The 22,629-nt window shown below is 66.8% G+C and carries 20 protein-coding genes, 1 pseudogene and 1 CRISPR repeat array; of the genes and pseudogenes, 14 read left to right on the top strand and 7 right to left on the bottom strand.

What is annotated here, in order from left to right:
* Positions 1 to 2: 2 nt before the first annotated feature.
* The 5 genes and pseudogenes from ACIBQ6_RS34820 to ACIBQ6_RS34800 form a co-directional block, all read right to left on the bottom strand.
* Positions 3 to 977, bottom strand: coding sequence for an ATP-binding cassette domain-containing protein (locus tag ACIBQ6_RS34820; protein ID WP_397217111.1), 975 nt, complete (start codon positions 975 to 977; stop codon positions 3 to 5).
* Complete coding sequence (locus ACIBQ6_RS34815; RefSeq protein ID WP_397217109.1) at positions 965 to 2,074, bottom strand: aminotransferase class I/II-fold pyridoxal phosphate-dependent enzyme; 1,110 nt, start codon at positions 2,072 to 2,074, stop codon at positions 965 to 967. Before ACIBQ6_RS34815 ends, ACIBQ6_RS34820 begins: the two co-directional genes overlap by 13 nt.
* Positions 2,074 to 2,799 (bottom strand): glycosyltransferase family 25 protein, encoded by a 726-nt coding sequence (locus ACIBQ6_RS34810; RefSeq protein ID WP_397217107.1) that lies wholly within the window; start codon positions 2,797 to 2,799, stop codon positions 2,074 to 2,076. The genes ACIBQ6_RS34815 and ACIBQ6_RS34810 overlap by 1 nt, the downstream gene beginning before the upstream one ends.
* Positions 2,789 to 4,501 carry an amino acid adenylation domain-containing protein gene (locus ACIBQ6_RS34805; RefSeq protein ID WP_397217344.1) on the bottom strand — a complete coding sequence of 571 codons (1,713 nt, stop codon included), beginning with the start codon at positions 4,499 to 4,501 and terminating at the stop codon, positions 2,789 to 2,791. The genes ACIBQ6_RS34810 and ACIBQ6_RS34805 overlap by 11 nt, the downstream gene beginning before the upstream one ends.
* A gap of 6 nt (positions 4,502 to 4,507) precedes the next feature.
* Positions 4,508 to 4,633: pseudogene (locus tag ACIBQ6_RS34800) on the bottom strand (MbtH family NRPS accessory protein); the annotation flags it as partial.
* A gap of 125 nt (positions 4,634 to 4,758) precedes the next feature.
* On the opposite strand from ACIBQ6_RS34800, the gene ACIBQ6_RS34795 reads away from it, so the two are divergent.
* The 8 genes from ACIBQ6_RS34795 (at position 4,759) to ACIBQ6_RS34760 (ending at position 12,225) form a co-directional block, all read left to right on the top strand.
* Positions 4,759 to 5,352 (top strand): hypothetical protein, encoded by a 594-nt coding sequence (locus ACIBQ6_RS34795; protein WP_397217106.1) that lies wholly within the window; start codon positions 4,759 to 4,761, stop codon positions 5,350 to 5,352.
* Positions 5,309 to 6,541, top strand: coding sequence for an amidohydrolase family protein (locus ACIBQ6_RS34790; RefSeq protein ID WP_397217105.1), 1,233 nt, complete (start codon positions 5,309 to 5,311; stop codon positions 6,539 to 6,541). The genes ACIBQ6_RS34795 and ACIBQ6_RS34790 overlap by 44 nt, the downstream gene beginning before the upstream one ends.
* A complete protein-coding gene (locus ACIBQ6_RS34785; RefSeq protein WP_397217104.1) occupies positions 6,531 to 7,862 on the top strand; it encodes a condensation domain-containing protein in 1,332 nt (443 codons plus the stop codon). The genes ACIBQ6_RS34790 and ACIBQ6_RS34785 overlap by 11 nt, the downstream gene beginning before the upstream one ends.
* On the top strand, positions 7,859 to 8,968 hold the full coding sequence (locus tag ACIBQ6_RS34780) for a hypothetical protein (protein ID WP_397217103.1): 1,110 nt from the start codon (positions 7,859 to 7,861) through the stop codon (positions 8,966 to 8,968). The genes ACIBQ6_RS34785 and ACIBQ6_RS34780 overlap by 4 nt, the downstream gene beginning before the upstream one ends.
* The gene (locus ACIBQ6_RS34775) at positions 8,958 to 9,836 is read left to right on the top strand and encodes an NAD(P)-dependent oxidoreductase (RefSeq protein WP_397217102.1); all 879 of its coding nucleotides are present in this window, start codon (positions 8,958 to 8,960) and stop codon (positions 9,834 to 9,836) included. Before ACIBQ6_RS34780 ends, ACIBQ6_RS34775 begins: the two co-directional genes overlap by 11 nt.
* Positions 9,833 to 10,831 (top strand): UDP-glucose 4-epimerase GalE, encoded by a 999-nt coding sequence (galE, locus tag ACIBQ6_RS34770; RefSeq protein ID WP_397217101.1) that lies wholly within the window; start codon positions 9,833 to 9,835, stop codon positions 10,829 to 10,831. The genes ACIBQ6_RS34775 and galE overlap by 4 nt, the downstream gene beginning before the upstream one ends.
* Entirely contained in the window at positions 10,828 to 11,157 is a 330-nt protein-coding gene (locus tag ACIBQ6_RS34765; RefSeq protein ID WP_358302829.1) for a cupin domain-containing protein, read from the top strand. The genes galE and ACIBQ6_RS34765 overlap by 4 nt, the downstream gene beginning before the upstream one ends.
* Before the next feature lie 690 nt (positions 11,158 to 11,847).
* Entirely contained in the window at positions 11,848 to 12,225 is a 378-nt protein-coding gene (locus tag ACIBQ6_RS34760) for a hypothetical protein (protein WP_397217100.1), read from the top strand.
* Positions 12,226 to 12,816: 591 nt separating this feature from the next.
* Positions 12,817 to 15,167: a CRISPR direct-repeat array (repeat unit 37 nt; unit sequence GTGGCGGTGGTCCTCCGGGATCGCCGAGAGTCGCAAC).
* 90 nt (positions 15,168 to 15,257) lie between these two features.
* On the opposite strand, the gene ACIBQ6_RS34755 is transcribed toward ACIBQ6_RS34760, so the two are convergent.
* Both ACIBQ6_RS34755 and ACIBQ6_RS34750 read right to left on the bottom strand, forming a co-directional pair.
* Complete coding sequence (locus ACIBQ6_RS34755) at positions 15,258 to 16,157, bottom strand: phosphotransferase family protein (RefSeq protein ID WP_397217099.1); 900 nt, start codon at positions 16,155 to 16,157, stop codon at positions 15,258 to 15,260.
* On the bottom strand, positions 16,154 to 17,506 hold the full coding sequence (locus tag ACIBQ6_RS34750; protein ID WP_397217098.1) for a hypothetical protein: 1,353 nt from the start codon (positions 17,504 to 17,506) through the stop codon (positions 16,154 to 16,156). The genes ACIBQ6_RS34755 and ACIBQ6_RS34750 overlap by 4 nt, the downstream gene beginning before the upstream one ends.
* A 175-nt stretch (positions 17,507 to 17,681) precedes the next feature.
* On the opposite strand from ACIBQ6_RS34750, the gene ACIBQ6_RS34745 reads away from it, so the two are divergent.
* From ACIBQ6_RS34745 to ACIBQ6_RS34720, 6 genes are all read left to right on the top strand, one after another.
* The gene (locus ACIBQ6_RS34745) at positions 17,682 to 18,020 is read left to right on the top strand and encodes a hypothetical protein (RefSeq protein WP_397217097.1); all 339 of its coding nucleotides are present in this window, start codon (positions 17,682 to 17,684) and stop codon (positions 18,018 to 18,020) included.
* A 37-nt stretch (positions 18,021 to 18,057) separates the two neighbouring features.
* Entirely contained in the window at positions 18,058 to 18,399 is a 342-nt protein-coding gene (locus ACIBQ6_RS34740; RefSeq protein WP_397217096.1) for a hypothetical protein, read from the top strand.
* An 11-nt stretch (positions 18,400 to 18,410) separates the two neighbouring features.
* On the top strand, positions 18,411 to 18,998 hold the full coding sequence (locus ACIBQ6_RS34735; protein WP_397217095.1) for a nucleoside-diphosphate kinase: 588 nt from the start codon (positions 18,411 to 18,413) through the stop codon (positions 18,996 to 18,998).
* Between the two features lie 596 nt (positions 18,999 to 19,594).
* Complete coding sequence (locus ACIBQ6_RS34730) at positions 19,595 to 20,044, top strand: GntR family transcriptional regulator (protein WP_397217094.1); 450 nt, start codon at positions 19,595 to 19,597, stop codon at positions 20,042 to 20,044.
* A 3-nt stretch (positions 20,045 to 20,047) separates the two neighbouring features.
* The gene (locus ACIBQ6_RS34725; protein WP_397217093.1) at positions 20,048 to 20,962 is read left to right on the top strand and encodes a phosphotransferase enzyme family protein; all 915 of its coding nucleotides are present in this window, start codon (positions 20,048 to 20,050) and stop codon (positions 20,960 to 20,962) included.
* Positions 20,963 to 21,135: 173 nt separating this feature from the next.
* On the top strand, positions 21,136 to 22,593 hold the full coding sequence (locus ACIBQ6_RS34720) for a S1 family peptidase (RefSeq protein WP_397217092.1): 1,458 nt from the start codon (positions 21,136 to 21,138) through the stop codon (positions 22,591 to 22,593).
* Positions 22,594 to 22,629: the final 36 nt, after the last annotated feature.

Genomic DNA, 22,629 nt, shown 5'->3' with positions numbered 1-22,629 from the left:
GGTCACCCGTCCGCGCGGCTGTAGAAGCGGGCGAGCACGTCTTCGAGTTCGGTGTCGGTGATCGTGATGTCGGCGATCTTGTAATGCCGGTTGATCTCGTCGATCAGGTCCGAGGTGGCCACCGTCGTGGGATCGAATCTGACCTCCACCACAGGTCCGTCCTGGCGGACGCCCACTTCTGCGCGCCGCAGAGTGACAGCGGACTCGTCGGCCAGGCGTACCGTGAGGATTCGGTGCGGCGCATAGCGGGTCTTCAGTTCATGCAGGTCGCCGTCGTAGGCGACGACGCCCTCGTCGAGGAGGACGACCCGCTCGGCCAGGTTCTCGATGTCGTCGATGTCGTGCGAGGTCAGGATCACCGTCACCTTCTTGGTCCGGTTGATCTCGGCGACGAAGGCGCGGATCTGGCGCTTGGCCACGATGTCGAGGCCCACGGTCGGCTCGTCGAGGAAGAGGATCGACGGCTCGTGGATCAGCGCGGCGGCGAACTCGCCCCGCATGCGCTGCCCGAGAGAGAGCGAGCGCACCGGCGTCCGCAGGAACGAGTCCATGTCGAGCAGTTCCACGAGCCGCGCGAGATTGTCGGCGTAGACCTCGGTGGGGATCTCGTACAGCCGTTTAATGATCTTGAAGGAGTCGATGAGCGGCAGGTCCCACCACAGGGCCGAGCGCTGCCCGAAGACCGCGCCGATTCGCGGCACGTACGCCCTGCGGTGTCGCCAGGGAGTCAGTCCCGCCACCTCGACCATGCCCGACGTGGGAGTCAGCACACCAGTGAGGGCCTTCATGATGGTGGACTTGCCGGCGCCGTTCCCGCCGAGCAGCGCAAGCAGCTCCCCCTCGTGCACGGAGAAGGAGACGTCGTCGACCGCGCGGGTTACGGTGTACTCCCTGTTCAGCAGGCGCTTGAGGAAACCCTCCTGTCGTTTTGGCCGTCTGAACTCCTTGACGAGGCTGTCGACCGTCACGAATGCCATGGGGAAAGCCCTTCGATGAGCCGGGTGAGAGCGAGCTGGAGCGTGTCCGGCGTGCTGGCGAACGTCATCCGCGCGAAGGCGGCGGGAGCGCCGAACTCGGCACCCGGCAGGAGTGCGACCCGGCAGGCGTCCTGAACAACCTCGGCTGCGTCGCCCTCCAGCCGCAGGGCCGAGAAGTCCAGCCAGGCGAAGTAAGTGGCCGCGGGCTCCAGGAAACGCACTGCGGGCAGGTTCTCTCTGAACTGCCGCGACACCATGCGCCTATTGCCGCCGAGCACGTCGAGGGTTGTTCGCAGCCAGGGGCTGTCCTCGCGGTAGGCGCACGACAGGGCCGTCTGGGCCAGCGCGCTGGGACTCGGCAGCCGTCCCGCCAACTCGGCCCAGAGTCGTGGGATGAGGCTCTCGCCCAGGGAGAAGGCGAAGGCGCCGCCCAGTCCGGAGAGGTTGTGTGACTTGGTGGCGCCGGACAGTGTGATGAGGCGGTCGTGGGAGACGCCTTCGACGGAGCTCAGCGGGACGAAGGCCCCGTCGTGGGATAGCCGGGAGTGCAGTTCGTTGGCGACGATCAGCAGGTCGTGCTCGGCCGCCACCGCGACGAGGTCGCGTAATTGCTCGCGGGAGAACTGATGCCCGGTCGGATTGTGCGGATTGCAGATGAGCACCGCCTTGGTGCGTGGTCCTATCCGGCTCCGTAACTTCTCAGGGTCGAAGCCCTCTGAAGGGTGCAACTCCACTGGTACGGCACGCCCGCCCGCTGCGGTGACCGAGTCGGGAAGGTGGTGGTAGGAGGGTGCGAAGTAGAGCACCTCGTCACCCGCCTCCAGCACCCGATCGAAGATCACATACATCGCGGCTGCGGTGCTGGCGAAGATTCGGATCCGCTCTACCGGCACGTCGACCCGATGGGTTCGGCGGTAGTAGTCGCCGATGTCCTGGGCGACACCGCTGGTTGAATAGGGCTGCGGGTAGACCAGCGGATGCCGCAACCGTTCTTGTAACGCGGTCACGATCGCCGGGTCGGGTGCGAAGTCCATGTCGGCGATGGTCAGAGGGATGACGCCCGGTGCGGCCGTGCTCCATCTGCGTGAGAAGTCCACTAGCGCTCCGCAGCCGAGGACGCCTCGGTGTCGCTGTCGGAGAGGTCCGCGGACAGGTCTTCGAGCAGCGGGGGGGCGAAGGCCAAGGCATCGATGGCCTTGGGGAATCGGGCTCTGACGTCGGCTCGCGGGTGGTCCATGTACATCGCCGGCAGGAACTCGTCCACCGGGATGACGGCCTTCTCCACGTGAGCGTCGACGAGCGCGCTCGCCGCCTGCCGGTCGAGGAGGTAGCCCCACGTGCAGTAGCTGAAGCCTGGCCGGACGAATCCCGGCCAGGCGGCGCGGTCGGCCTCCATGGGGCAGCGGGCCAGATAGGTCAGGCCGATCCGCTCGTGCTGGGAGATCGCCTCGATGCCCGCCAGAAGCCGGGAGAGGAATCCGTCCACGAGGATCGCGTCGTCTTCGAGGATCAGGAAGACGGAGGCGTCGGACGCCAGCCCGCGTTCCCAGCAGGCCAGGTGGCTGAGCGTGCAGCCGACCTCGCCGTACTTGAGCGTACGGTTCCACCAGGGGTTGTGGGATTCGATCTGCCAAGGGAACAGTTCGACACCCAGCGCTTCGAGGCGTCCGCGATCGAGGTCGGCCCCGTCGAACGGGCCGTCCCAGTCGGAGGTGAACTCGGCCGCCAGTTCGGCCGGGAGCTGCCTGGTCATCCGCTCGCGGCGGTCGGGCCTGCGCTTGAGGTTGACCACGTAGGTGCCGAGCCGTTCCTCAGCCGACATGCTCTCCGCCTTCCTCCACATAGGCGGCGAGATCGCGGACCGTGCGGTTGTCGAAGATCGCGCGCATCGAGACGTGCCGCCCAGCGAGCGGGGTGAGCCAGACCGCCAGCTTTGTGGCGACGAGGGAGTGCCCGCCGAGGGCGAAGAAGTCGTCCAGCACGCCGACTCGCTCCAGGCCCAGGAGCTCCGCCCAGATGGCGGCGATCTTCTCCTCCATGGGCGTGGCAGGAAGGGCGCTGTCCAGAGGAGCGGACGGGTCGGGGAGCGCGTCCCGGTCGATCTTGCCGGACAGGGTGAGCGGCATCTCCGCCAGGAAGCTCACCGCGCTGGGCACCATGTGGCTCGGCAGTGTCGCTCCGACGTGCACCTTCAGCTCCTCGCCGGTCACCTCGCCGGCGGTGACCACGTAGGCGACCAGCGCGTCATGCCGTGCCACCACGATCGCGCGCCTGACCGCGGGATGCTCCAGCAGCCGGATCTCCACCTCGCCCGGCTCGACTCGGAAGCCTCTGACCTTGATCTGGCCATCCACGCGACCGACGAACTCCAACGCGCCGTCCTCGCGGGTCCTGGCCAGGTCGCCGGTGCGGTACATGTACGTGCCGGGCGGTCCGTACGGGTCGGGCACGAAGCGCTGCGCGGTGAGCCCGGGGTTGTTGAGATAGCCGTGCGCCAGCCCTGCTCCGGCGATGCAGAGCTCGCCTTCTGCGCCGGTCGGGACCTTCGCCAGCGTCTCATCGAGCACGTAGACCCGGGTGTCGGTGAGCGGGAACCCGATCGGCGGTCTGCCTCCTGCCTCGGCCGGGCTCAGCGTGGCGGCCGTGGCGATGATCGTCGCCTCGGTGGGGCCGTAGGTGTTGATCAGCTCGACGTCCCGGCCGACGCTGTCGTACCACGTGGTCAGGGCGGCGCCACGGAGCGGGTCGGCGCCGAGGATGACCAGCCTCAGGCGCTCTGGCCAGGAGACGCCGATCAAGCCCTGCCAATAGGAAGTGGGCAGGTCCAGCACCGTCAGGTCGATCCCGGCGGCGAGCAGATCAGGCAGGTCCTGCCCCTGGGGCGGCAGGACGAGCGTGGCGCCCGAGGTGAGGCAGGGGAAGATCTCTTCGGCGTGCGCGTCGAAGCTGACCGAGGCGTGCTGGTACATCCGGTCGCCCGGGCGCGGGGCGAACCGCTCGCGCATCCAGGTGATCCGGGAGACCAGCGAGCGGTGTTCCACGGCGACGCCCTTCGGCCGGCCGGTGGAGCCTGAGGTGTAGATGACGTACGCGAAGGCGGCCGGGTCGGGCAGGGGGAGCTGCTCGGGCGGGGAACCGGCGGAGCGGCGGATGTCATCGGCGGTGAGCAGGATGCGCGCGCCCGAGTCGGTCCGCATGTAGCTTCTGCGCTCGGCCGGGTAGCCGGGATCGATCGGCACGTACGCGCCGCCGGCCTTGAGCACGCCCAGGATGGCGACGACCAGTTCCAGCGAGCGGTCGATCTCAAGTGCCACCGGGATGTCCGGCCCCACTCCGCGCGCCTTGAGCGTCACGGCCAGACTGTCGGCGCGGGCACTCAGCTCCGCGTAGGAGACCTCCTCGTCACCGATGGAGACGGCGATCAGGTCAGGCGTCGACCCTACCTGGTCTTCGAAGAGTGAGATGACGGTCTCTCCGGGGGCGGATTGCGGAGTGGGACGCGTCATCGTCCAGAGGGCGTCCACGTGAGCCAGGCACTCCTCAGCCGGGCCGGTCACGCCTGACGGACGCCAGCCTGGGGGTGGGGCCGTATTGGCCGCCCATAAGGCGTGACGCCCCTCGTCATTGCGGACGACGACGAACTGGCCTACAGCCATCGGATTCCCTTCCGTGCCCACCTCACGCAGAGGCGAATACTGAATTCCACATAATGTGTACAGCATTACAGCGTGATATGGTACCGCCCGTTTGATCTTGGTAGTCCCACGAATGGAGTGCCAGCGTGGCATTGTCTGACGTAGCTTTACCCCACGCCGTGGAACGGCCGATCGCCACGTTGGGGCCGGCGGGCACCGACTCCGAGCGCGAAGCCCGGCGGCACTTTTCGCAGGTCGTCCTACAGCCGTCCTTTCCCCACGCCATGGATTACGCGCTCGCGAACGAGACCCTGGCGCTCATCCCCGCGGGATACGTGGATCGCGAGGGCGGCGGCATGGGAGACACCTGGGTCGACCTGCACTTCCGCTACGAGCCGCAGCTACGGCTCGCGCATGTGTGGCACGGGAAGATTCGCCCGTTGTGCATCGCCGTCAACCGCGAGCGTGCCACCGAGGCCGGACCGCACGTCGTGGCTTTACATTCGGCCACCTGGAGATTCGCCCGCGAACACCTGCCCGCCCACGCGACCCGGTTCGTCCGCTCCAAGCCAGAGGCTGTCCAATTGGCCGGCGAAGGCACTGTGCACGCCTGCGTGGGCTCTGTCGATGTGGTCGAGCGATTCCCCAGCCTGCGAATCGTCCGCGTGTTCCAGCCCACCATGGTCTGGTGCCTCTATGCACCCGCTGATCTGGGGGAGCGCGATGCCGTACAGAGCTGACTTCGGTGCCCGTTACGCCCTCGCGGCCGCCCGGACGATTGTCGGCGCAGGGGGGCAGGTCCTCCCTGACAGCGCCGTCATCGTGAACGAGGGGATGATCGAATGGGTGGGGCCGCGCGATGGGCTCCCGCTGCTCCCCGTGGTGGACCTTCCCGGCGGGACCCTGATGCCCGGATTCGTGGACGCACACGTCCACCTCGCCCTCGACGCCGGTAGTCACCCCATCGGCACGATGGAGGAACGGTCAGGAGCCGAGCTTGCCGCCCTCATGGTGCGCAACGCGGGCACACTGCTGATGAGCGGGGTGACCACCGCTCGGGACCTGGGCGCTCCAGCGAGCCTGGCCACCGAGGTGAAGAAGCTGCTGGCCACGGGCAAGGCGCCGGGGCCTCGCCTCGCCGTCGCCGGTCGGCCGTTGACCAGTCCGGGAGGGCACTGCGCAGTGATGGGCGCCACCTGCACGAGTGCTGCGGACCTCTCCCGTGCCATCCAGGCCATGGCCGCCGAGGGCGTCGACTGGATCAAGATCATGGTAACCGGCGGCTTCATGACCGTCGGCTCCGATCCCAACCGGCCCCAGTTCACCGCCGACCTGGTGGCCCACGCCGTCACCGAGGCCGGGCGGCTCGGCCTCCCCGTGGCAGCGCACGCCCACTCTCCGGAGGGGATCGAGATCGCGGCGGCGGCCGGCGTCCGGACGGTGGAGCACTGCACCTGGTTCGAACAGGGCGCGCTCCGCTTCGTCGAGGCGAGCGCCGCGCTGCTGGCAGGGAACGGCGCCGCGGTGTGCCCGACCCTCAGCCCCAACTCCTGCCGCGAAGACGGCAAGGTCCCGTGGAGCGCGCGGAAGGCGCACCTCACCGCGATGCGCGCGCTCGGCGTGGCGCTGATCACCGGGACCGACGCCGGCATACGGAACACGCCATTCGACTCCTACGCGGCGAGCCTGCTTCCTCTCCTGGACCTCGGGATGAGCCCGCTCGACATCATCGAGACGGCCACCTCGGTCACGGCCGAGGCCATCGGCCTCGGCGCCACCGTCGGCACGATCGAGCCGGGCAAAGCCGCCGATCTTGTGCTCGTTGCCGGTAACCCCCTGGGCGACCTTACCCGCCTCGCCGCGATCGTCCTGGTCGTCGCGCGCGGCCGCGCCTATCCCTTGATCGAGGAGGGACCTCATGGCGTCTGACCGGATCGTGTTGTCGTACAACCAGATCCGGCGTCTCGAACGGGACGCCACCGTGTTCGCGGGGCGCGAGCGGGAGGCACACCATGTCGCTACTGCCTTCGATTTCGAAGGGCCCGTCTCGGCCTTGGCATTGCGGCGTGCCGTACAGGGGGTGATCCGACGGCACTCCGCGCTGCGGACGACCTTCCATCGTGAGGTGGACGGCGAGCCGTATGGGCGGGTGCTGCCCGCCGAGGCGCCGGACGAGGTGCTGCGGGAGATACAGCTCGCCGACAGTGCCCTCGGGCTCGACGAGCTGACGAAGGCCGAGATGGACAGGCTCTTCGACTTGGAGGGCGACTACAAGCTGCGCGGGCTGCTGGTGTGGTCGGGGGAGACGAGCGCCCGCTTCGTCCTGACTGCTGAGCACCTCGTGTGCGACGGGCAGTCCTTCGACCGCGTCCTGGCGGAGATCTCCGCCGCCTATAACACCGGCCGGCCGGCCGGTGAGTCCGCTCCTGACTTCTTCACCTGGGCAGAACGCGAACGGATGGATCTGGCCGGAGCCGGGTTGGAGGCGCGGCTGGCATTCTGGCGTAGGCGGCTGGACCCGCTGGAGGCCGTGCCTGAGATCAGGCTCGCCGGGATGCGCGAGCCCGCCCGCGGCCGCGAACGGGCGGCGTGCCTGACACTCCCTGTAACCCCCGAAGTCGTCGACGACCTGCGCCGCTGTTGCGCGGCCAACGCGGCCAGCCTGCATATCGGCGTGCTCACTGCCCTGCAGCTGGCGGTGTTCGCCACCACCGGCCGGACCGTGGTGGGTGTAGTGGGCCCGGTGTCCCTGCCGACCCAAGAGGCGGACAGCGCCATCGGCTGGTTCTCCAACCTGGGTGTCTTCCGGACCCGGATCGACTCGGGGAGCACCTCCCGGGATCTCCTCGCCGCCGCCCGTGACACCGTCTTCGACACGATCGATCACCTCATCCCGCTACCGCTGCTCGTTGCGCACTTGCAGCCGGGGCGCGAGGCGGGGTTGCGCTGGCGTCCGTGGCTTTACCTCGACACGAACTGGTGGGCGGAAGACCCGCTCCCGTTGGACGGCCTGGAGGTCTCGCGAGTCGACGACACCTTCGTCCCGTCGCTCCGGCCAGGCGTGGGGGTATGGGCAAATGTGAACGGACCCGCCCCGCACCTGTTCATGCAGTGGGAAGACGAGGCATGGACAGAGGACGGCGCCGCCGCGTTCCTCCAGGCCTTCGCGGACTGCCTGCGGCTGATCGCCCGCTTGCCCCTCGCGACCTGCGCCGAGATCACAGCACTCGTCATGGAGGGGAGAAAGTGAGCACCGACTGGTTCGCCCACTCATGTTTCGTGCCCGCGACAGCCAGACGGACGGTGAGCCGGGAACTGGATCACTACCGTGCCGAGGCCCGGCAGCTCCTGCTGGACATCCCGGGATCCCCACGCAACCTGTACATCTCCGGGTCGCTGGCCCGCCGGGAGCCCGCGGTGACCGGTGGCGGCGCCTGCACGCTTGGCTCGGACGTCGACCTCGTCCTGGTCACCGAGAGCCGGGCTGAGGGGTTGCTCATCGAGGCCAAGCTGAAGGACGCGCTGCAAGCGGGCTTTCCCCTGATCGACACCTCGGTCTTCACTGTCCAACTCGACCGGCTTCCGTCGGTGCGCGGCATGTTCGGCCATGACCTGCTCGCTGCGCTCGCCGACCCGATCGTCGAGCAGCTGGCTGTCCCCGCCATAGGCGGGCGATCGGCACCGCCGCAGGAGATGTTCGAGGTATTCGTCCACGCGATGAGCAACGCCTTCTTCGCCGGGCTCCTGCAGAACGACTCCCGCGACATCGCTACCAAGCTCGCCCTCGAAGGGCTCAGGTGCGCGCTCTCGCCGGCTCTGACCGGCCCGGTAGCCTACGGCGACATCCGTCGACACGGCGAACTGCTCTCGCCAATCGTGGACCGGGATACGATCGACGCGCTGATCAAAGCCAGGGAACTCGGGCTCAAGCCGGATCTGCCGGGCGGACACCGTCGACTCGTTGCGTGCGCGGCGGCCTATTTCCTCGGACCTTCAGCCAGACTGGACACGGCCGGGCTGCTCGGAGCGATCGAGGCACGGATCGACGAGTTCGACGGGCTGATGAACAGCTACCAGATGTCCATGCCACTCGCGCATGTGATCGCGGAGACCGGCGACGCAACAGCCATCAGTCTGCTGTCCCGGATCTGGCAGCGCGCGAGCAGGAGGGACATCGCCGAGGAAGAGGCGTCGCTGCGGGCCGCGGATCGCCTCGCCAGCCTGTCGGCACAGGCCCCGGCCAGGATCACGGAAGATCTCTTCACTCTCAGGCGCGACTACTACCGGCTGCTGAGCGCGCACAACTTCGGCGTGCGCCACTGCGCAGACTATGTGGTGATCCGCCATGCGGGCTGAACCGACCGTGGCCATCCTCGGCGCGGGCGTCATGGCGAGCAGCACGATCCACCACCTGCACCTGACCGGTTTCGAGCTCCGGCTGTTCAACCGCACCCCCGCCCGGCTCGACGCGGTGGCCCCATCGAGCGCGATGCGGGCGGAGACCCCACGCGAGGCCGCGCACGGCGCTGACATGATCATCTCCATGGTGGCCGACGACGAAGCCAGCGCCGCCGTATGGCTTGGCGAGGACGGCGCGCTGACCGGCGCCCGCCCCAGCGCGGTCGTGGTGGAATGCTCCACCCTTTCACCGGCATGGGTGAGGCAGTGGGCGGAGGCCGCGCGGGAACAGGACCTGCGCCCCCTCGACGCGCCGGTGACCGGCAGCCGCCCGCGTGCGGCCGAAGGCACCCTGGTCATGTTCGCCAGCGGATCGCGAACCGCGCTGCGCGAGGCCGAGCCCATGTTGAGGGCGATGACGGAGCAGATCTACGACTTCGGCGAGAACATCGGCACGGCCACCGCCTTCAAGCTTGTCAACAACATGCTGGCCGGTTCGATGCTGGTGGCCTTCGCCGAGGCATTCACCCTGGCCGGCCGGCTGGGTCTCGACCTCGGCCAGGTCCTGGAGATCCAGGCGAGGTACGGCTGGGCGACCGGCATCGCCGGCGGCAAGGGCAGGAACATGCTGCTCGACACCCACGACGACGTCGAGTGCAAGCTGGAGCTATTGGCCAAGGACCTGTCGTATGCGCTGGCTACGACCGAACTAGACCTTCCCGTGAGCGCTGCGGCGAGTCTGCAGCTCGCCCTGGCCTCGGCCGATGGAAACGGCGGACATGACATGTCGGCAATCATTCACTCATACAGAAAGAAGCACCCATGAAAGTCCTCATCTCCGGCGGCGCCGGATTCATTGGAAGTACGGTGGCCTCCGCCTGCCTCGATGCGGGCATCGTCCCGGTGCTCATTGACAACCTGATTACCGGCCGCAGGGAGTTCACGACCGGCCGGATCTTCTACGAAGGTGACATAGCCGACGATCGGCTGGTCGACACGATCTTCGCGGAGCACCCGGACATCGAGGTCGTGATCCACTGTGCCGCCTTGATCGTGGTCCCTGACTCGGTCAGCGACCCGAGGGGCTATTACGAGGCCAACGTCGTCAAGACCCTGCGCTTCGTCGGCAGCCTCATCCGCAACGGCTGCCAGAAGCTGATATTCAGCTCTTCAGCGTCGATCTACCAGCCGGATGCCGACTTCACCGTCGACGAGAACTCCGGCATCGACCCGCAGAGCCCGTATGCCCGCACCAAGTCCGTCTGCGAGGCCATGCTCGCGGAGATCGCCGCCGCAGAACCGCTGAAGGTGCTGTCCCTGCGCTACTTCAACCCGATCGGCGCCGACCCCGAAATGCGGACGGGCCTCCAGATCCGCAATCCCTCCCACGCCCTGGGCAAGATGATCCAGGCATGGGAGGCGGGCGAGCCGTTCACCATCACCGGCACCGACTTCCCGACGCGTGACGGCTCCGGCATTCGCGACTATATCCACGTCTGGGACCTCGCCGGCGCGCACATCGCCGCCGTGTCGAGATTCGACGCGCTCCTCCGCGAGCCGTCGCTGGTGATCAATGTGGGCACCGGGACCGGCACCACCGTCCGCGAACTGCTGGACGCCTTCAACCAGGTAGCGCCGACGCCGCTGGCCGGGATCGAAACCGATCGGAGACCCGGGGACGTCGTAGGAGCCTTCACCCGCAGCGAGCGCGCCCGCGACCTCCTCGAATGGAAGCCGCGCTACAGCCTGGCCGAAGGGATCGCGCACTCCCTGGCATGGGCGAAGATCCGCAACGAGCGGCTCTTCTCGGAGAGCAGGTGACCGTGTACCCCGCATGGATCCACGACCTGCCCGAGGTTGACGTCAGCTTCCCCGGCGCGAAGGCGACCACCGTCCGTGGCGACGTCGGCCAGGTCGTCTTCTGGACCTTCGCCGACGGCGGCACTGTTCCACCACACCAGCATGGCCCGCAACTCGGCGTCGTCCTGAGCGGCCGGGTGGAGTTGAAGGTTGAGGGAGAACTGCGTGTCTGGACGGCTGGCCAGTTCTTCGACATAGGCGACCAGCAGGAACACGAGGCGTACGTCGCTCCGGGCACCTGCGTGATCGAGGTTTTCCACGAGAGTGACAGACACCCGGTGAAGTAGCGATCCCCCGCACGGTAGGCGTTGTCGTGATACTCCCCGGGCCTCGGAGCGTCTACCGGACGGGTCAAGCCGATGGCGTCATGGACCTTTTCGTGTTTCATGCGAGCACCCGAGGGAGATTTGGCCACGTGCCTCCCAGAAAGGCTCCGAGACTGAGATGAGCTCATGTCGGGCGGCGGCGGGTGGACTGCCGTCGTCGTCGGCTCGTCTGCCTTCTGCGGACCAGGTGCTGATTCGACGGTTCCGGGCGTTCACCGGGGGTGGGGCTGCTGCGTACGAGGCTCGTCGTGGATGCGTCAGCGGGCGGTTCGTAAGGCCCTGGATCGCTGATGTGAAATTCGGGAATCGGCTGCGGGCGTGACGAAGGGCGTCCATGGGCGGTGTGTGAAGACAGACTTGGACACTCTTCTGATCGCGCTCTATCGCTATCTGGACGATCACGTGATGCCTTCGCGGGGACGGCCTCGCGGGCGGGGCCGTCCGCCGGTGCTGACCCCCGGCCGAGGCGTTGGTCGTGGCAGTGGCTCAAGTGCTGCCGCGATGTGATGACGAACACCGCTGGATGCGGATGGCGGCCCTCTCGGATCGGGCATCTGTTTCCCAGACTGTCGTCCCAGTCGCAGTACAACCGGCAACTGCGTGCACTGGGACCGGCCATGTCGGCGGCGGCGTTGCGTCTGGCACGCCAGGGTGGCCGGCTTCAGCCTGGCCCACCCCAAAGAGCTCGATGAACGCAAGCAGGCCCTGTATCTGCTGCACGTTCACCAGATAGCCGGTGGGCCGTGCCCGATTGTGTGCGACAAGGGATTCGCCGGAGCCGGCATCGAGAAGGCCGCCGCCGATCTGGGCCGCCACTTGATCCGGCGGACCCGCGAAGACGAGCCTGCACGCGCCCTGCCGGTTCCCGCCTGGCTGCGTCAGGGCATCAAGGCGATCATCCGGACCCTGAAGAACCAGCTCGGCCCCGAACGCCACAACACCCGCCCCCAGACGGCCCTTGGGGACGCTTCAGTGCGTATTTGGCACGATCACCCGTGGGGCCTTCGTCCAGGTGCCCGGACGACGTAGCGAGTACCGGAGGCCCGGTAGCGGAGAATGAGGGCCTGAACTGGGGAAACGCCATCGAAATCATCCCGCGCATGCCCCTGATCGCGGCCTTACGGCTGCACGCGGGCACCGCCAGCTGTCTATCGAGGTCTACAGAATAAACGACCTGCGGCTAAGGAACTGCAGGTCAGGGGCGTGAAATACCGATCTAGGTGAGTGTCCCGGCAGGATTCGAACCTGCGGCACCCGCTTTAGGAGTCCGATGGACAAGGAAACCCCATCATGCCCTCTGCCTGCATCTTTGTAGATGGGGTCAGAGGGTGCGCCCTTCGGTGGGAAGATATTGGGAAACGATCACGGCTGCTGATGTGGTCGCCTCGCGGTGTTGGGCTCCCCTCCTTGGGGTTGCGCTCTGACCGTGGCGTAGCGTCGGCTGTCGGTTGCGTTGGCCATACTGCTTTCAGGCATTCCTGCCACGCGCTTCGGAACCTGTAGTGCTCATGCGACACGCCAGGTGCTCCGAAGGAGGATTGATGCTGTATGTCGCTTGATAGGTGAATTCATGTGTCTAGACCTTGCGGCGCTGTCAGACGTATGACCTGATCAGATGCCGTGGCGGTGGTCCTCCGGGATCGCCGAGAGTCGCAACTTGGAGGGGGTCTTGCCCAGGCGACCGATCACCAGTGGCGGTGGTCCTCCGGGATCGCCGAGAGTCGCAACGGCGAGCACGGTGGGCAGGTCGTCGGGTTTGACCAGGTGGCGGTGGTCCTCCGGGATCGCCGAGAGTCGCAACCACTGGTCGTTGGAGGTGGTCCAGAAGGCCGCGAGTGGCGGTGGTCCTCCGGGATCGCCGAGAGTCGCAACCTCCTGAGATTGCGGATGGCGAGGACATCGAGGTCCGTGGCGGTGGTCCTCCGGGATCGCCGAGAGTCGCAACCTCTGAGGCCGTCCCGGCTATGGGCCCCGGCGACGAAGTGGCGGTGGTCCTCCGGGATCGCCGAGAGTCGCAACTTTCCCAACGCGGCGTCGCCCCGAGCAAGGCGGTGGCGGTGGTCCTCCGGGATCGCCGAGAGTCGCAACGCCGACTCGGTCCTGTTCATCGCCCGGCGCTCGCTGGAGGTGGCGGTGGTCCTCCGGGATCGCCGAGAGTCGCAACTGGATGGCCACCCTCCAGAAGCCCACGGAGCGGGGGATGTGGCGGTGGTCCTCCGGGATCGCCGAGAGTCGCAACCCAGAGCCACGCGGCCACGAGGGGCGCGGCCAGGCGGTGGCGGTGGTCCTCCGGGATCGCCGAGAGTCGCAACCCTGATCTGAGCGTCACCACGCCGGACGCGCGCGGTGGCGGTGGTCCTCCGGGATCGCCGAGAGTCGCAACAGCATCCGAACGGCCGCGTCGATCCCGGCCGCGATGTGGCGGTGGTCCTCCGGGATCGCCGAGAGTCGCAACCTGCCGGTGGCCACGCCGGTGTATCGGGTGGGCGTGGCGGTGGTCCTCCGGATCGCCGAGAGTCGCAACTGTATGAGATCGCCGCACAATACGGCACGGGCGGCTGTGGCGGTGGTCCTCCGGGATCGCCGAGAGTCGCAACACCTCATCGAGAGCGGATGGCGTCAGGCCGAGCTCGTGGCGGTGGTCCTCCGGGATCGCCGAGAGTCGCAACTCCATCGTCGGCAAGCTGTTGTGGTGGCTGATCCGTGTGGCGGTGGTCCTCCGGGATCGCCGAGAGTCGCAACACGCAACGGAGCGCAGAGGCACGCAGGAGCATATGGTGGCGGTGGTCCTCCGGGATCGCCGAGAGTCGCAAACTCGACGGCATGCTGCCACTCGACCTGTGGGCCGGGTGGCGGTGGTCCTCCGGGATCGCCGAGAGTCGCAACTTCAGCGTCGACGGCGGAACGATCGCGTACGGGACGTGGCGGTGGTCCTCCGGGATCGCCGAGAGTCGCAACTGAATGCTGACCTCCTCCCGGCCGATGCTGCGGGCGTGGCGGTGGTCCTCCGGGATCGCCGAGAGTCGCAACGGCCGGGTCCATCTCTGGCCACACGTCTTGGAGGGTGGCGGTGGTCCTCCGGGATCGCCGAGAGTCGCAACGACTTGCGCAGCGCGAGCCCGAACTCCGGCCAGCGGTGGCGGTGGTCCTCCGGGATCGCCGAGAGTCGCAACGATCGCCTTGTCGAGCAGCAGCCAGCCGCCGTTCAGTGGCGGTGGTCCTCCGGGATCGCCGAGAGTCGCAACGTTGCAGGGGTACTCGGTGCCCTTGCGGGTGATCCAGGTGGCGGTGGTCCTCCGGGATCGCCGAGAGTCGCAACCAACCGGAGGCGCGGGCGCAGATGCCGGTCGAGGGTGGCGGTGGTCCTCCGGGATCGCCGAGAGTCGCAACTCGAACTCGACCGAGGGCGACGCCTGGATGGGCAGTGGCGGTGGTCCTCCGGGATCGCCGAGAGTCGCAACCAGTAGTTCCGGCCGGGGTCAATCTCGGCGTCGGGGGTGGCGGTGGTCCTCCGGGATCGCCGAGAGTCGCAACATGCCGTTCGAACGCCGCTGCGAGATCCGCGACGGTCGTGGCGGTGGTCCTCTGGGACCGCCGAGAGTCGCAACGCGCGGTGGAGCCAGGAAAACGCCGCAGCGATCAAGGTGTTGGTGGTCGTCCGGGACCGCTGAGAGTCGCAACTGCCACAACGAAGGCGAGATCCTGCCCCGGCTCACGTGGCGGTGGCCCTCCGGGACCGTCGAGAGTCGCAACCTGCATGCAGCGCCACTGTCAGCGCGGGTTCATCCGGTGGCGGTGGTCCTCTGGGACCGCCGAGAGTCGCAACGAGGCGGAGGAGCTGGACTCCACGACGTTCGGGAGTGGCGGTGGTCCTCCGGAACCGCCCGAGAGTCGCAACCCGACGTCGAAAACTACCCGGCGGCCTACGTCTACAGTGGCGGCGGTCCTCTGGGACCGCCGAGAGTCGAAACTTCAAGTAGTTGTTCGGCGGCACCCTGGAGGAGGTGGCGGTGACGCTCCGGGGGCACCAAGCGCCGACGTGAGAAACCAGAAGTCGGTCACTACGGAACTGCTGTCCAGGTCCACGGCCTTGGGCCGTGCTCGCCACGCAGGCAGGCCAGTCTAAGCAGCACCTCGTCATGCCACTGGGGATTCTCACCGGCCACTTGGGCGGCCATGCAGGTCATGCGGAACTCGCGGATGTCCCTGAGCGCTTCGAACCCTGGCCACGGGGTGACGTCGTGCTCGTACGTCCCGACGAAGGTGTTGTAGTCGTTGGCGGTGATGCCGGCCAGTGTGAAGGCTTTCACTGCTGTGGAGGTCAGGTCCCACTCGGGCGGGCCGATCGAGCAGCGTTCCAGGTCGAGCAACACCGCTTCGCCGTCGTCGGTAGTCACCACGTTGCCGGTCCATGCGTCGCCGTGCACGACCGTCTCGGGCAGGCCCTTGGGTAGCTCTTCGTAACGTGTCTTCAACTCGGCCAGGTGGGTGCGCATCCATGTCCGGTCCGCCTCGGTGAGGGTGGAGGCGCGGTCGATTCGCTCGGAGAGTCGTACGAACGGATCTAAGCGGCCGATGTCGAAGGCGGTTGGTGGTGGGAGATCATGGAGATGGCGTAGCGCGGTTGCGACCGTGAGCGCCGTGCCGGGGCGGTGGGGTGGGAGTTCTTGCCACCACGTGACTGCTCGGCCGTCGACCTCGATCGGTTGGTCGATGTCCGGCCGTGTCTGGACGGCAGGTACGTGGTTGGCTTCGAGCCAGCGTGCCACTGCTACTTCGCGTTTTGCGGCGGCGAGTTGGCCAGGGCGGGAGACGCGGGCGACGATGCCGCCGGGGAGTCGGAAGAGGGCGTTCTCGCCGAGTCGCATCAGCTCGGCACCGGACGGGTCGAGGCTGGCGCGGCGGCTGGCTGCATCTAGGACGGTCCAGGCGGCTGCCTCGGCGCTGCTGGTCTGGGTCATGTCTGGACGGCCTCGCGGATGCGGTGGCGGAGCAGGGCCACGGGTGTCCGGTTCTTGTGGGGGAGAGAGAACTTGGCGAGTTCCTTCATGTCGTCCTGGGCGCGGCGGGAGCGCACGGTGCCAGCGTCGGTGACGGCTCGGCCTCCGATGGAGGCTGCCTCCTCGGGATCTCCGGTCGCCATGGTGAGGGAAGCCAGTTTGATCCCGCTGATGGCGCGGGAGCGGACGTAGGCCGGGGTGTGGCCGGCCACTGCGTTTGCCAGCCTCGTCGACGCCTCGCCCAGGTACCTGTTGTCGATCGCGTCGCCGGCCGGCTTGCCGGTTGGTGTCCTGTCGAGGATGACCAGGTCGAACAGGGCGTGGCCAGTGTCGCCAGAGTGCTGGGCGGCGTCGTAGTACCGCATCCAGGGTTGCTCTTCGCCGGGGCGGATGTGGTCGTACTCCGTGTCCGCATCTGCGACCGCCTTCAATGCTTCCTGTGTCCGGCCGAGCTTGGCGAAGGCGCGCGCCTGGGCGCCGCGCAGCATGGCCCGTTCGGCCGGGGTCAGGCGGTCGGCTCGTACCATTGCGAACTCGACCAGGGTCAGCCCGTTGTCGGCGTCGCCGCACCAAATGGACTGGCGGGCCATGGAGGAAAGCACCTTGGCTCGGAGGTGCCAGTCGTTCGCCTGCTCGGCGCAGGTGAGGGCGAGGGCGAACATTCTGCGGGCGTCTTCGTGGGCGTAGGCGTCGAAGGCCATGAACGCGGCGGCGTGGGCCAGCCAGCCGACTGCGGCGTACAGGGGAGCGTGCAGCTTGGACGGGCAGCGGGACTGCTTCAGGAGGCCGACCGCGAAGCGCAGCTGCCCGACGACGGCCTCGCGCACCAGGCCGCCGCCGTAGGTGTGGTCCCAGGTGGTGAAGACGTGGGCGACGTTGCGGAGTTCGGCGATGTCAGATGGCTGGATGACGGACGGTGCCGCGATGGCCTGGGCAGGCAGAGCCAGTTCGGCGAGGGGGATGGCGGCGGCTGCCCCGAGCGCAGTGCGAATGAAGCCTTTGCGATCCACATCTGTCACGGTAACGACCGAGTTGGCACGTCGGGATCTGTTGAAGCCCAGGTCCCTGTCACGTTCGGCGCCGAGAATGGCACGGAACGCTTCCCGATAGTGAGCGTTGGGCCAGCGCACTTCGCCGCGTTCCAACTTGCCGACGTACTCCTGAGTCAGGCCGCCGTGTCGGTGGTGGTTCTCGAACAACCAGGCGTTGACCAGGTCTGCCAGCTCCTGGCGCGAGGCGTGCTCGCCGGGGTCGGCAGGGGATGGCAATCGCTCTCGCGCCTGCTGCAACTGCAGATTCGGGTCTGACATTGGCTGCCTCCCTCTGTGCGCATCGTCGCATAGTGGTGCGTCCGCGGCCTCGCCTAGCTGACCGAGATCTGACCGCGGTCTGACTCTTGACTGCCTGCCTCGCTGGTGTTCCCGCCTGAGTCGTACGAATCCAAGGTGGAAGAGAACCGTCACCGTACGTGAGGAGCAGAACACGATGCAGGCCCTCAACGCGGCCCTCCGCCCCGTCCTCCATCAGCCGGCCGAGGCGTCCGTGTTACCGAGGCGTTCGGCGCTGCTCGCTCTTCTCGTGTCGAGCGATGCCGGCCGGACATGGCAGCTGAGCGGCACGCTCGATCTGCCCACCGACCGGTACGACGCCGTCGCGCGACTCTTCCTCATGACCGCGATGAGTACGTCGGCCAACGAGGGCGTCACCCAAGTGGTCTGGCAGGCACAGGTGTGGGCCGTCGACGAGGGCGAAGCGCCCTCTGCGGACACGCCGCCGGTCGTCTCGCTGCGCAGCGACGGCCGACTCCCGCAGATGGGCCTCTAACATCAGCTTCCGTCCCCATGACATCCGCTGAGGTTTCATGAACACCGACCCTCCATCCTTCGCGAGCGACCTGTCGTTCGTCCCGGACGAACTCGGATGGGCGTGGGCCGCCCACCTGCAACACCACGCGGGTGGCCAATGGCTCGTACGTTGGGAGTCCGGCAGCCAGCGGTTCACCGCCGCATATCTCGGCGAAACGGCGGAGGACGGTGGCTACCGGAAGGCCCTTACCCCTCAAGGGCTATGGGAGCGCATCCTCGCGTTCGACGCGCTACATCCTCTTCTGGACCTGGGCAGTGACCATGCCGATGACGCTGGCGCTTGGCAGCCGCGCATCGGCTCAATGCGGCATACCGATTCCCCGTGGAGGGCCGGATGATGCGGCCATTCGTGACCCGCCTGGACGACGGCAACCCAGCGTGGCCTGCGTCGGTCGCAGGTGGCGGCACGGCAGCGCCTACCTTCGATGAGCCGCCAGGCGGTTGGGGCCGCTGGACGATCGTGATGTGCAAGCCAGATGCGACGGATCGCGGGCTCGTCAGTCCGATCCTCCAATGGATCGCCGGCACTGTGACCATCGTCCAGACCCGAGAAGTGGTCGTCACCGCCCGGCAGATCCTCGCGCACTACGCCGACATGCTGGAGCTGCGGCATCGCTTTCCGTTCGACGTACGTGCCGACCTCGTCGATCACTACGTCGGCTCCGCCGTGACGGTGGCACTCGCCTGCGGGGAGACGAACGACACCGCCCAGCAGGTACGGGACCTGCTCGGTCACTACGACCCGTCTCGCGCTCCGTCCATCACGATCCGCGGCTTCTACGGCGACGACAGCGCTGAGAAGGCCGCTGCCGAGGGGCGGCTCATCCGCAACCTCGTCCACTCCAGCGACAATCCCGCCGATGCCGCGGCCGACTTCAAGATCTGGTTCGGCGAGCCGTACCGGGACATCCTGCAGCAGGAGGCGCACCCCCGATGAGCCAACCCGCCGCCAGCCCCGCGAAACTCCCCGTGGTGCCCGCTGCCCAGGAACTGGAAGACGTCTCGGGGCGTCCTGACCAGATGCTCGGCCGGAGAGCTGGAGCTATGGATGCCGCGCAATGAAGTCACGAAGACCGGGAGGGCCTCTGGCGGCGTCCCGATTCGGCCTCCGGTTCTGGACAAGGATGCGTGGCCATGTCCGGGGTTCGCCCCGCACCCACCACTCCTCGCCCACGGCAGTACATCGTTCCTCGACTGGACGACAGACAAGCCGGCGCAGTCCCGAACGCTCGACTACACATGCGCATGCCAGCAGATCGTCTACGAGTTAGTGGCGTGCGGGGGCAGCTATCGAATCCGCCGAACGGAGCGGACGGCACCTCCTCGCGTGACGTACGCCGGCCCATGGCGTCGTCAGGCGGCGGGTCGCATCTGGGCGCAGCTCCTCTCAGGCGAGGTGAGCTTATGTCCCTGAAGGCCTCTGTGAAGAGACACGCGAACCCGCTCAGGCCCTGTCGTCCTAGCCTTGAGTCTTGTTGCTGCTCGCAAGGGAGCCCCATGACGCAAGGCAAAGCTCAGCCCACGTACGCCACCATGGCCGACGATCTCCGTCGCCGGATCACCATGGGGGAGTACCCGCCAGGCGGGATGATCCCGTCGGAGACGGCCTTGATGGCCGAGTTCGGCGTGGCTCGCGGCACTGTCCGCCAGGCGCTCGCCGAGCTGGAGCGCGAGGGCCTGGTCGTCAGCCAGATGGGACGAGGCCGCAAGGTGCAAGGCCAGGCCGCGCCGGATGTACAGCCGAGCACCCGCTACGAAGACGTGGCGAACCAGCTCCGCGCGGCCATCAGGGCCGGCGAGTTCGCGCCGGACGTCCGTCTGCCTGGCGAACCTGTCCTGGCGGCAAGGTTCGGCACGGCACGCATCACGGTACGCAAGGCCCTGGAACTGCTTCAGCAGGAGGGCCTGATCATCGTCATCCCCAGCAAGGGCCGGTTCGTGGCCACCAAGCCACCACCTTCAGACAGGAACAGCGAGGGCTAGTTCATGACGGAGTCCAACACCGCACGAGGCTTCTCACTGCAAGACGCACAAATGGCGCTGATGGCGGCCTGCCATGACGTCGGACTGAACAGCCGGGACGCGGTTCCTCTGCGAGTGGGGGAGAACATCCTGTTCCGCCTCGCATCCGCTCCGGTGGTGGTGAGAATCGCTCGCAGTGTGGATCTCCTGAGTGACGTCCGGAAGGAGGTCGCGATCGCGCGCTGGCTGGAAGCGGTCGACTTCCCGAGCGTGAAGCTCCTCCCTGACTGTCCCCAGGCACTCATCCAAGAGGGCCGCGTGGTGACGTTCTGGCAGCACGTGGACAGTGATGGCCCCTCTCCGGGCTTCGGGGACTTGGCAGCGATGCTGAGAGAGCTCCACGCCCTACCCAAACCGGTGGGCCTGGTCTTGCCCTTGTTCGACCCGTTGGGTCGCGTAGAGGACCGCTTGAACTGCGCCCCGAGCGTTTCAGAATGGGACATCGAGTTCCTGCGTCGGCGCATCAAGGAGCTCTACGCCGAATACAACGCTCTGGAGTTCGCGCTGCCCGCCGGCCACATCCACGGCGACGCTCACAAGGGCAACCTGCTACGCCGTACAGACGGGAACGTGATCATTCTCGACTTCGAGAGGTTCGCTTTCGGCCCCCGCGAATGGGACCTCAGTACAGCCATCGGGGTTCCTTTCCAGGGCTTCCGCTGGCTCAGCCCTGAGGAGTACACGCAGGCTGTGGACGCCTATGGCTTCGATATAGCAGAGTGGCCTGGGCTGCACACACTCCGTCGAATTCGCGAGATCACCATGACCACTTGGCTCATGCAGAATGTGGACCACGGCCCAGACATCAGAGCCGAGTTCGACCGTCGTATGGCTTCGCTCGTGCACGATGACTTGCCTCGTGACTGGCGCCCCTTCTAGCGGGAGATCATGAGATGGTAGATTGAATCCCGTTCGGTCCTAGACGAAACTTGCTGGATATCTACTTGTGCAGAACAAAACTATCGCGTGCTGTATAGCGAATAGCGGTATGCATCTGGAAAGCCTCGCACCGGTTATTGTGTGCAGCGAGATCATCATGAACGATCCTAATCATGCGATCCTCTCACTTAGGTGACTTACGCCGCTCCCGACTCGCTCTCACCGCAGCCGCCGGCCTCCTGATTCTCACCGGCCTCGACGCCACTCCAGCTCAGGCCGCACCCGAACCTGCTACAACGGTCGTGTTCACCGTCGATCAGCAGCCGAAGGTCCAGCGCCCCACGCTGGAGCGGCTCAAGCGGCAGGCGAGGGCCAAGGGCATCACTCTGGAACAGGCGATTCAGTCCTACGCTGATCAGAAGCAGAAGACTGACCTTGCTGCAACGGCGAATCGGCCGGATGGACCGGTGACCTACCCGAACGTCAAGATCGATGACCTGACCGTCGTCGAGATCATGACGAGCCTGAAGGGGCAGGCGGAGTCCGAAGGGATCTCCCTCAGCGAAGCCATCGACCGGGATGGAGCATGGCCGAGCAGTAAGAAGGCGATCCTTCAACTGCGGCGAACCTACGCCACTGAGTGGTCCGGCGTCGAGCGGTCCGACGACGGGCGAAGCGTTTGGATCGGCTTCAAATCAGCGATTCCGGCGGAGGTCGCGACCAAGGTCAGGTCCTTGCCGATGCAGGTGGAGCTGCAAGGTCAGCTCGGCTATTCGGAGATCGAGCTGCGTCAAGCCAAGGAGCGCGTCCACCGGAGTCTGAGGAGTGATCCATCGCTCAAGGACATTGCAAGCTTCTACGACGCCAGGACGGGCACCGTGCACTCCCTGGTGGTGCCCTCGGACACGGCACGGACGTCACTCAAAGCCGACGTTCTCCGCGCGATCGCCACTTCAGCAGTGGCCAACCCTGCCATCAAGGTCAACATTGAGCAGGCTGCCGGCCCGATGGCGACCCCATACGACAATTACATCCGGGGCGGAGGCACGCTAGGAAGCTGCACTTCCGGCTTCAACCTGGTCAGGCTCAGCGACTACAACAACAGACGGCACGGCACCGCAGGGCACTGCGCATCCACAGAGGTCAGGACCTACTGCAACCAGTCCGGCGACGGCGGGAACTGCGACACCACGCGCCTCTACAGCTTCTACCAGAGCACCTACGGCGACCTGGCCGCCTATGCCCCCAGCACGCTGACACTGACACGAACCTTCTACTGCGCCGGAGGCTGCAAGGCGTACGTCGAAGATGAGGACCCAGGCCCAGTGGTCGGAGACTCGGTGTGCAAGTTCGGTTCCCTCACTGGCCGCACGTGCGGCAAGGTTCGCCGGTTGGGTTATGCGACAGGGGTGTACAGCGACATGACCGTCACCGACATCCCCGCAACGTCAAACTCCTGCTGGCACGGCGACAGCGGCAGCCCGTTCTGGTTCGGGGATGCAAATGCCTACGGCATTCTCTACGGCAGGGGCTACATCAACTCCACCACCACAGGTTGCGCTTTGACTCACGTGGAGAATCTGCCTCTCGCCCTCAATTTCCACGTTTGGACACTTGCCAACAGCCAGTAGTCCTACGATGGCCAGGTCGGTCGGACGGCCTGGCCA

The organism is Nonomuraea sp. NPDC049655 (assembly GCF_044465465.1).
Taxonomy (GTDB): Bacteria; Actinomycetota; Actinomycetes; order Streptosporangiales; family Streptosporangiaceae; genus Nonomuraea.
Note: the sequence above shows the minus strand (reverse complement) of the source record. Positions and strands in the feature narration are given on the sequence as shown.

Coding starts and splice junctions, on each gene's coding strand:
- ACIBQ6_RS34820 (WP_397217111.1), bottom strand. CDS start 977: ATGGCATTCGTGACGGTCGACAGCCTCGTCAAGGAGTTCAGACGGCCA.
- ACIBQ6_RS34810 (WP_397217107.1), bottom strand. CDS start 2,799: ATGTCGGCTGAGGAACGGCTCGGCACCTACGTGGTCAACCTCAAGCGC.
- ACIBQ6_RS34790 (WP_397217105.1), top strand. CDS start 5,309: ATGCACCCGCTGATCTGGGGGAGCGCGATGCCGTACAGAGCTGACTTC.
- ACIBQ6_RS34785 (WP_397217104.1), top strand. CDS start 6,531: ATGGCGTCTGACCGGATCGTGTTGTCGTACAACCAGATCCGGCGTCTC.
- ACIBQ6_RS34775 (WP_397217102.1), top strand. CDS start 8,958: ATGCGGGCTGAACCGACCGTGGCCATCCTCGGCGCGGGCGTCATGGCG.
- galE (WP_397217101.1), top strand. CDS start 9,833: ATGAAAGTCCTCATCTCCGGCGGCGCCGGATTCATTGGAAGTACGGTG.
- ACIBQ6_RS34755 (WP_397217099.1), bottom strand. CDS start 16,157: ATGACCCAGACCAGCAGCGCCGAGGCAGCCGCCTGGACCGTCCTAGAT.
- ACIBQ6_RS34750 (WP_397217098.1), bottom strand. CDS start 17,506: ATGTCAGACCCGAATCTGCAGTTGCAGCAGGCGCGAGAGCGATTGCCA.
- ACIBQ6_RS34745 (WP_397217097.1), top strand. CDS start 17,682: ATGCAGGCCCTCAACGCGGCCCTCCGCCCCGTCCTCCATCAGCCGGCC.
- ACIBQ6_RS34740 (WP_397217096.1), top strand. CDS start 18,058: ATGAACACCGACCCTCCATCCTTCGCGAGCGACCTGTCGTTCGTCCCG.
- ACIBQ6_RS34730 (WP_397217094.1), top strand. CDS start 19,595: ATGGCCGACGATCTCCGTCGCCGGATCACCATGGGGGAGTACCCGCCA.
- ACIBQ6_RS34725 (WP_397217093.1), top strand. CDS start 20,048: ATGACGGAGTCCAACACCGCACGAGGCTTCTCACTGCAAGACGCACAA.
- ACIBQ6_RS34720 (WP_397217092.1), top strand. CDS start 21,136: ATGCGATCCTCTCACTTAGGTGACTTACGCCGCTCCCGACTCGCTCTC.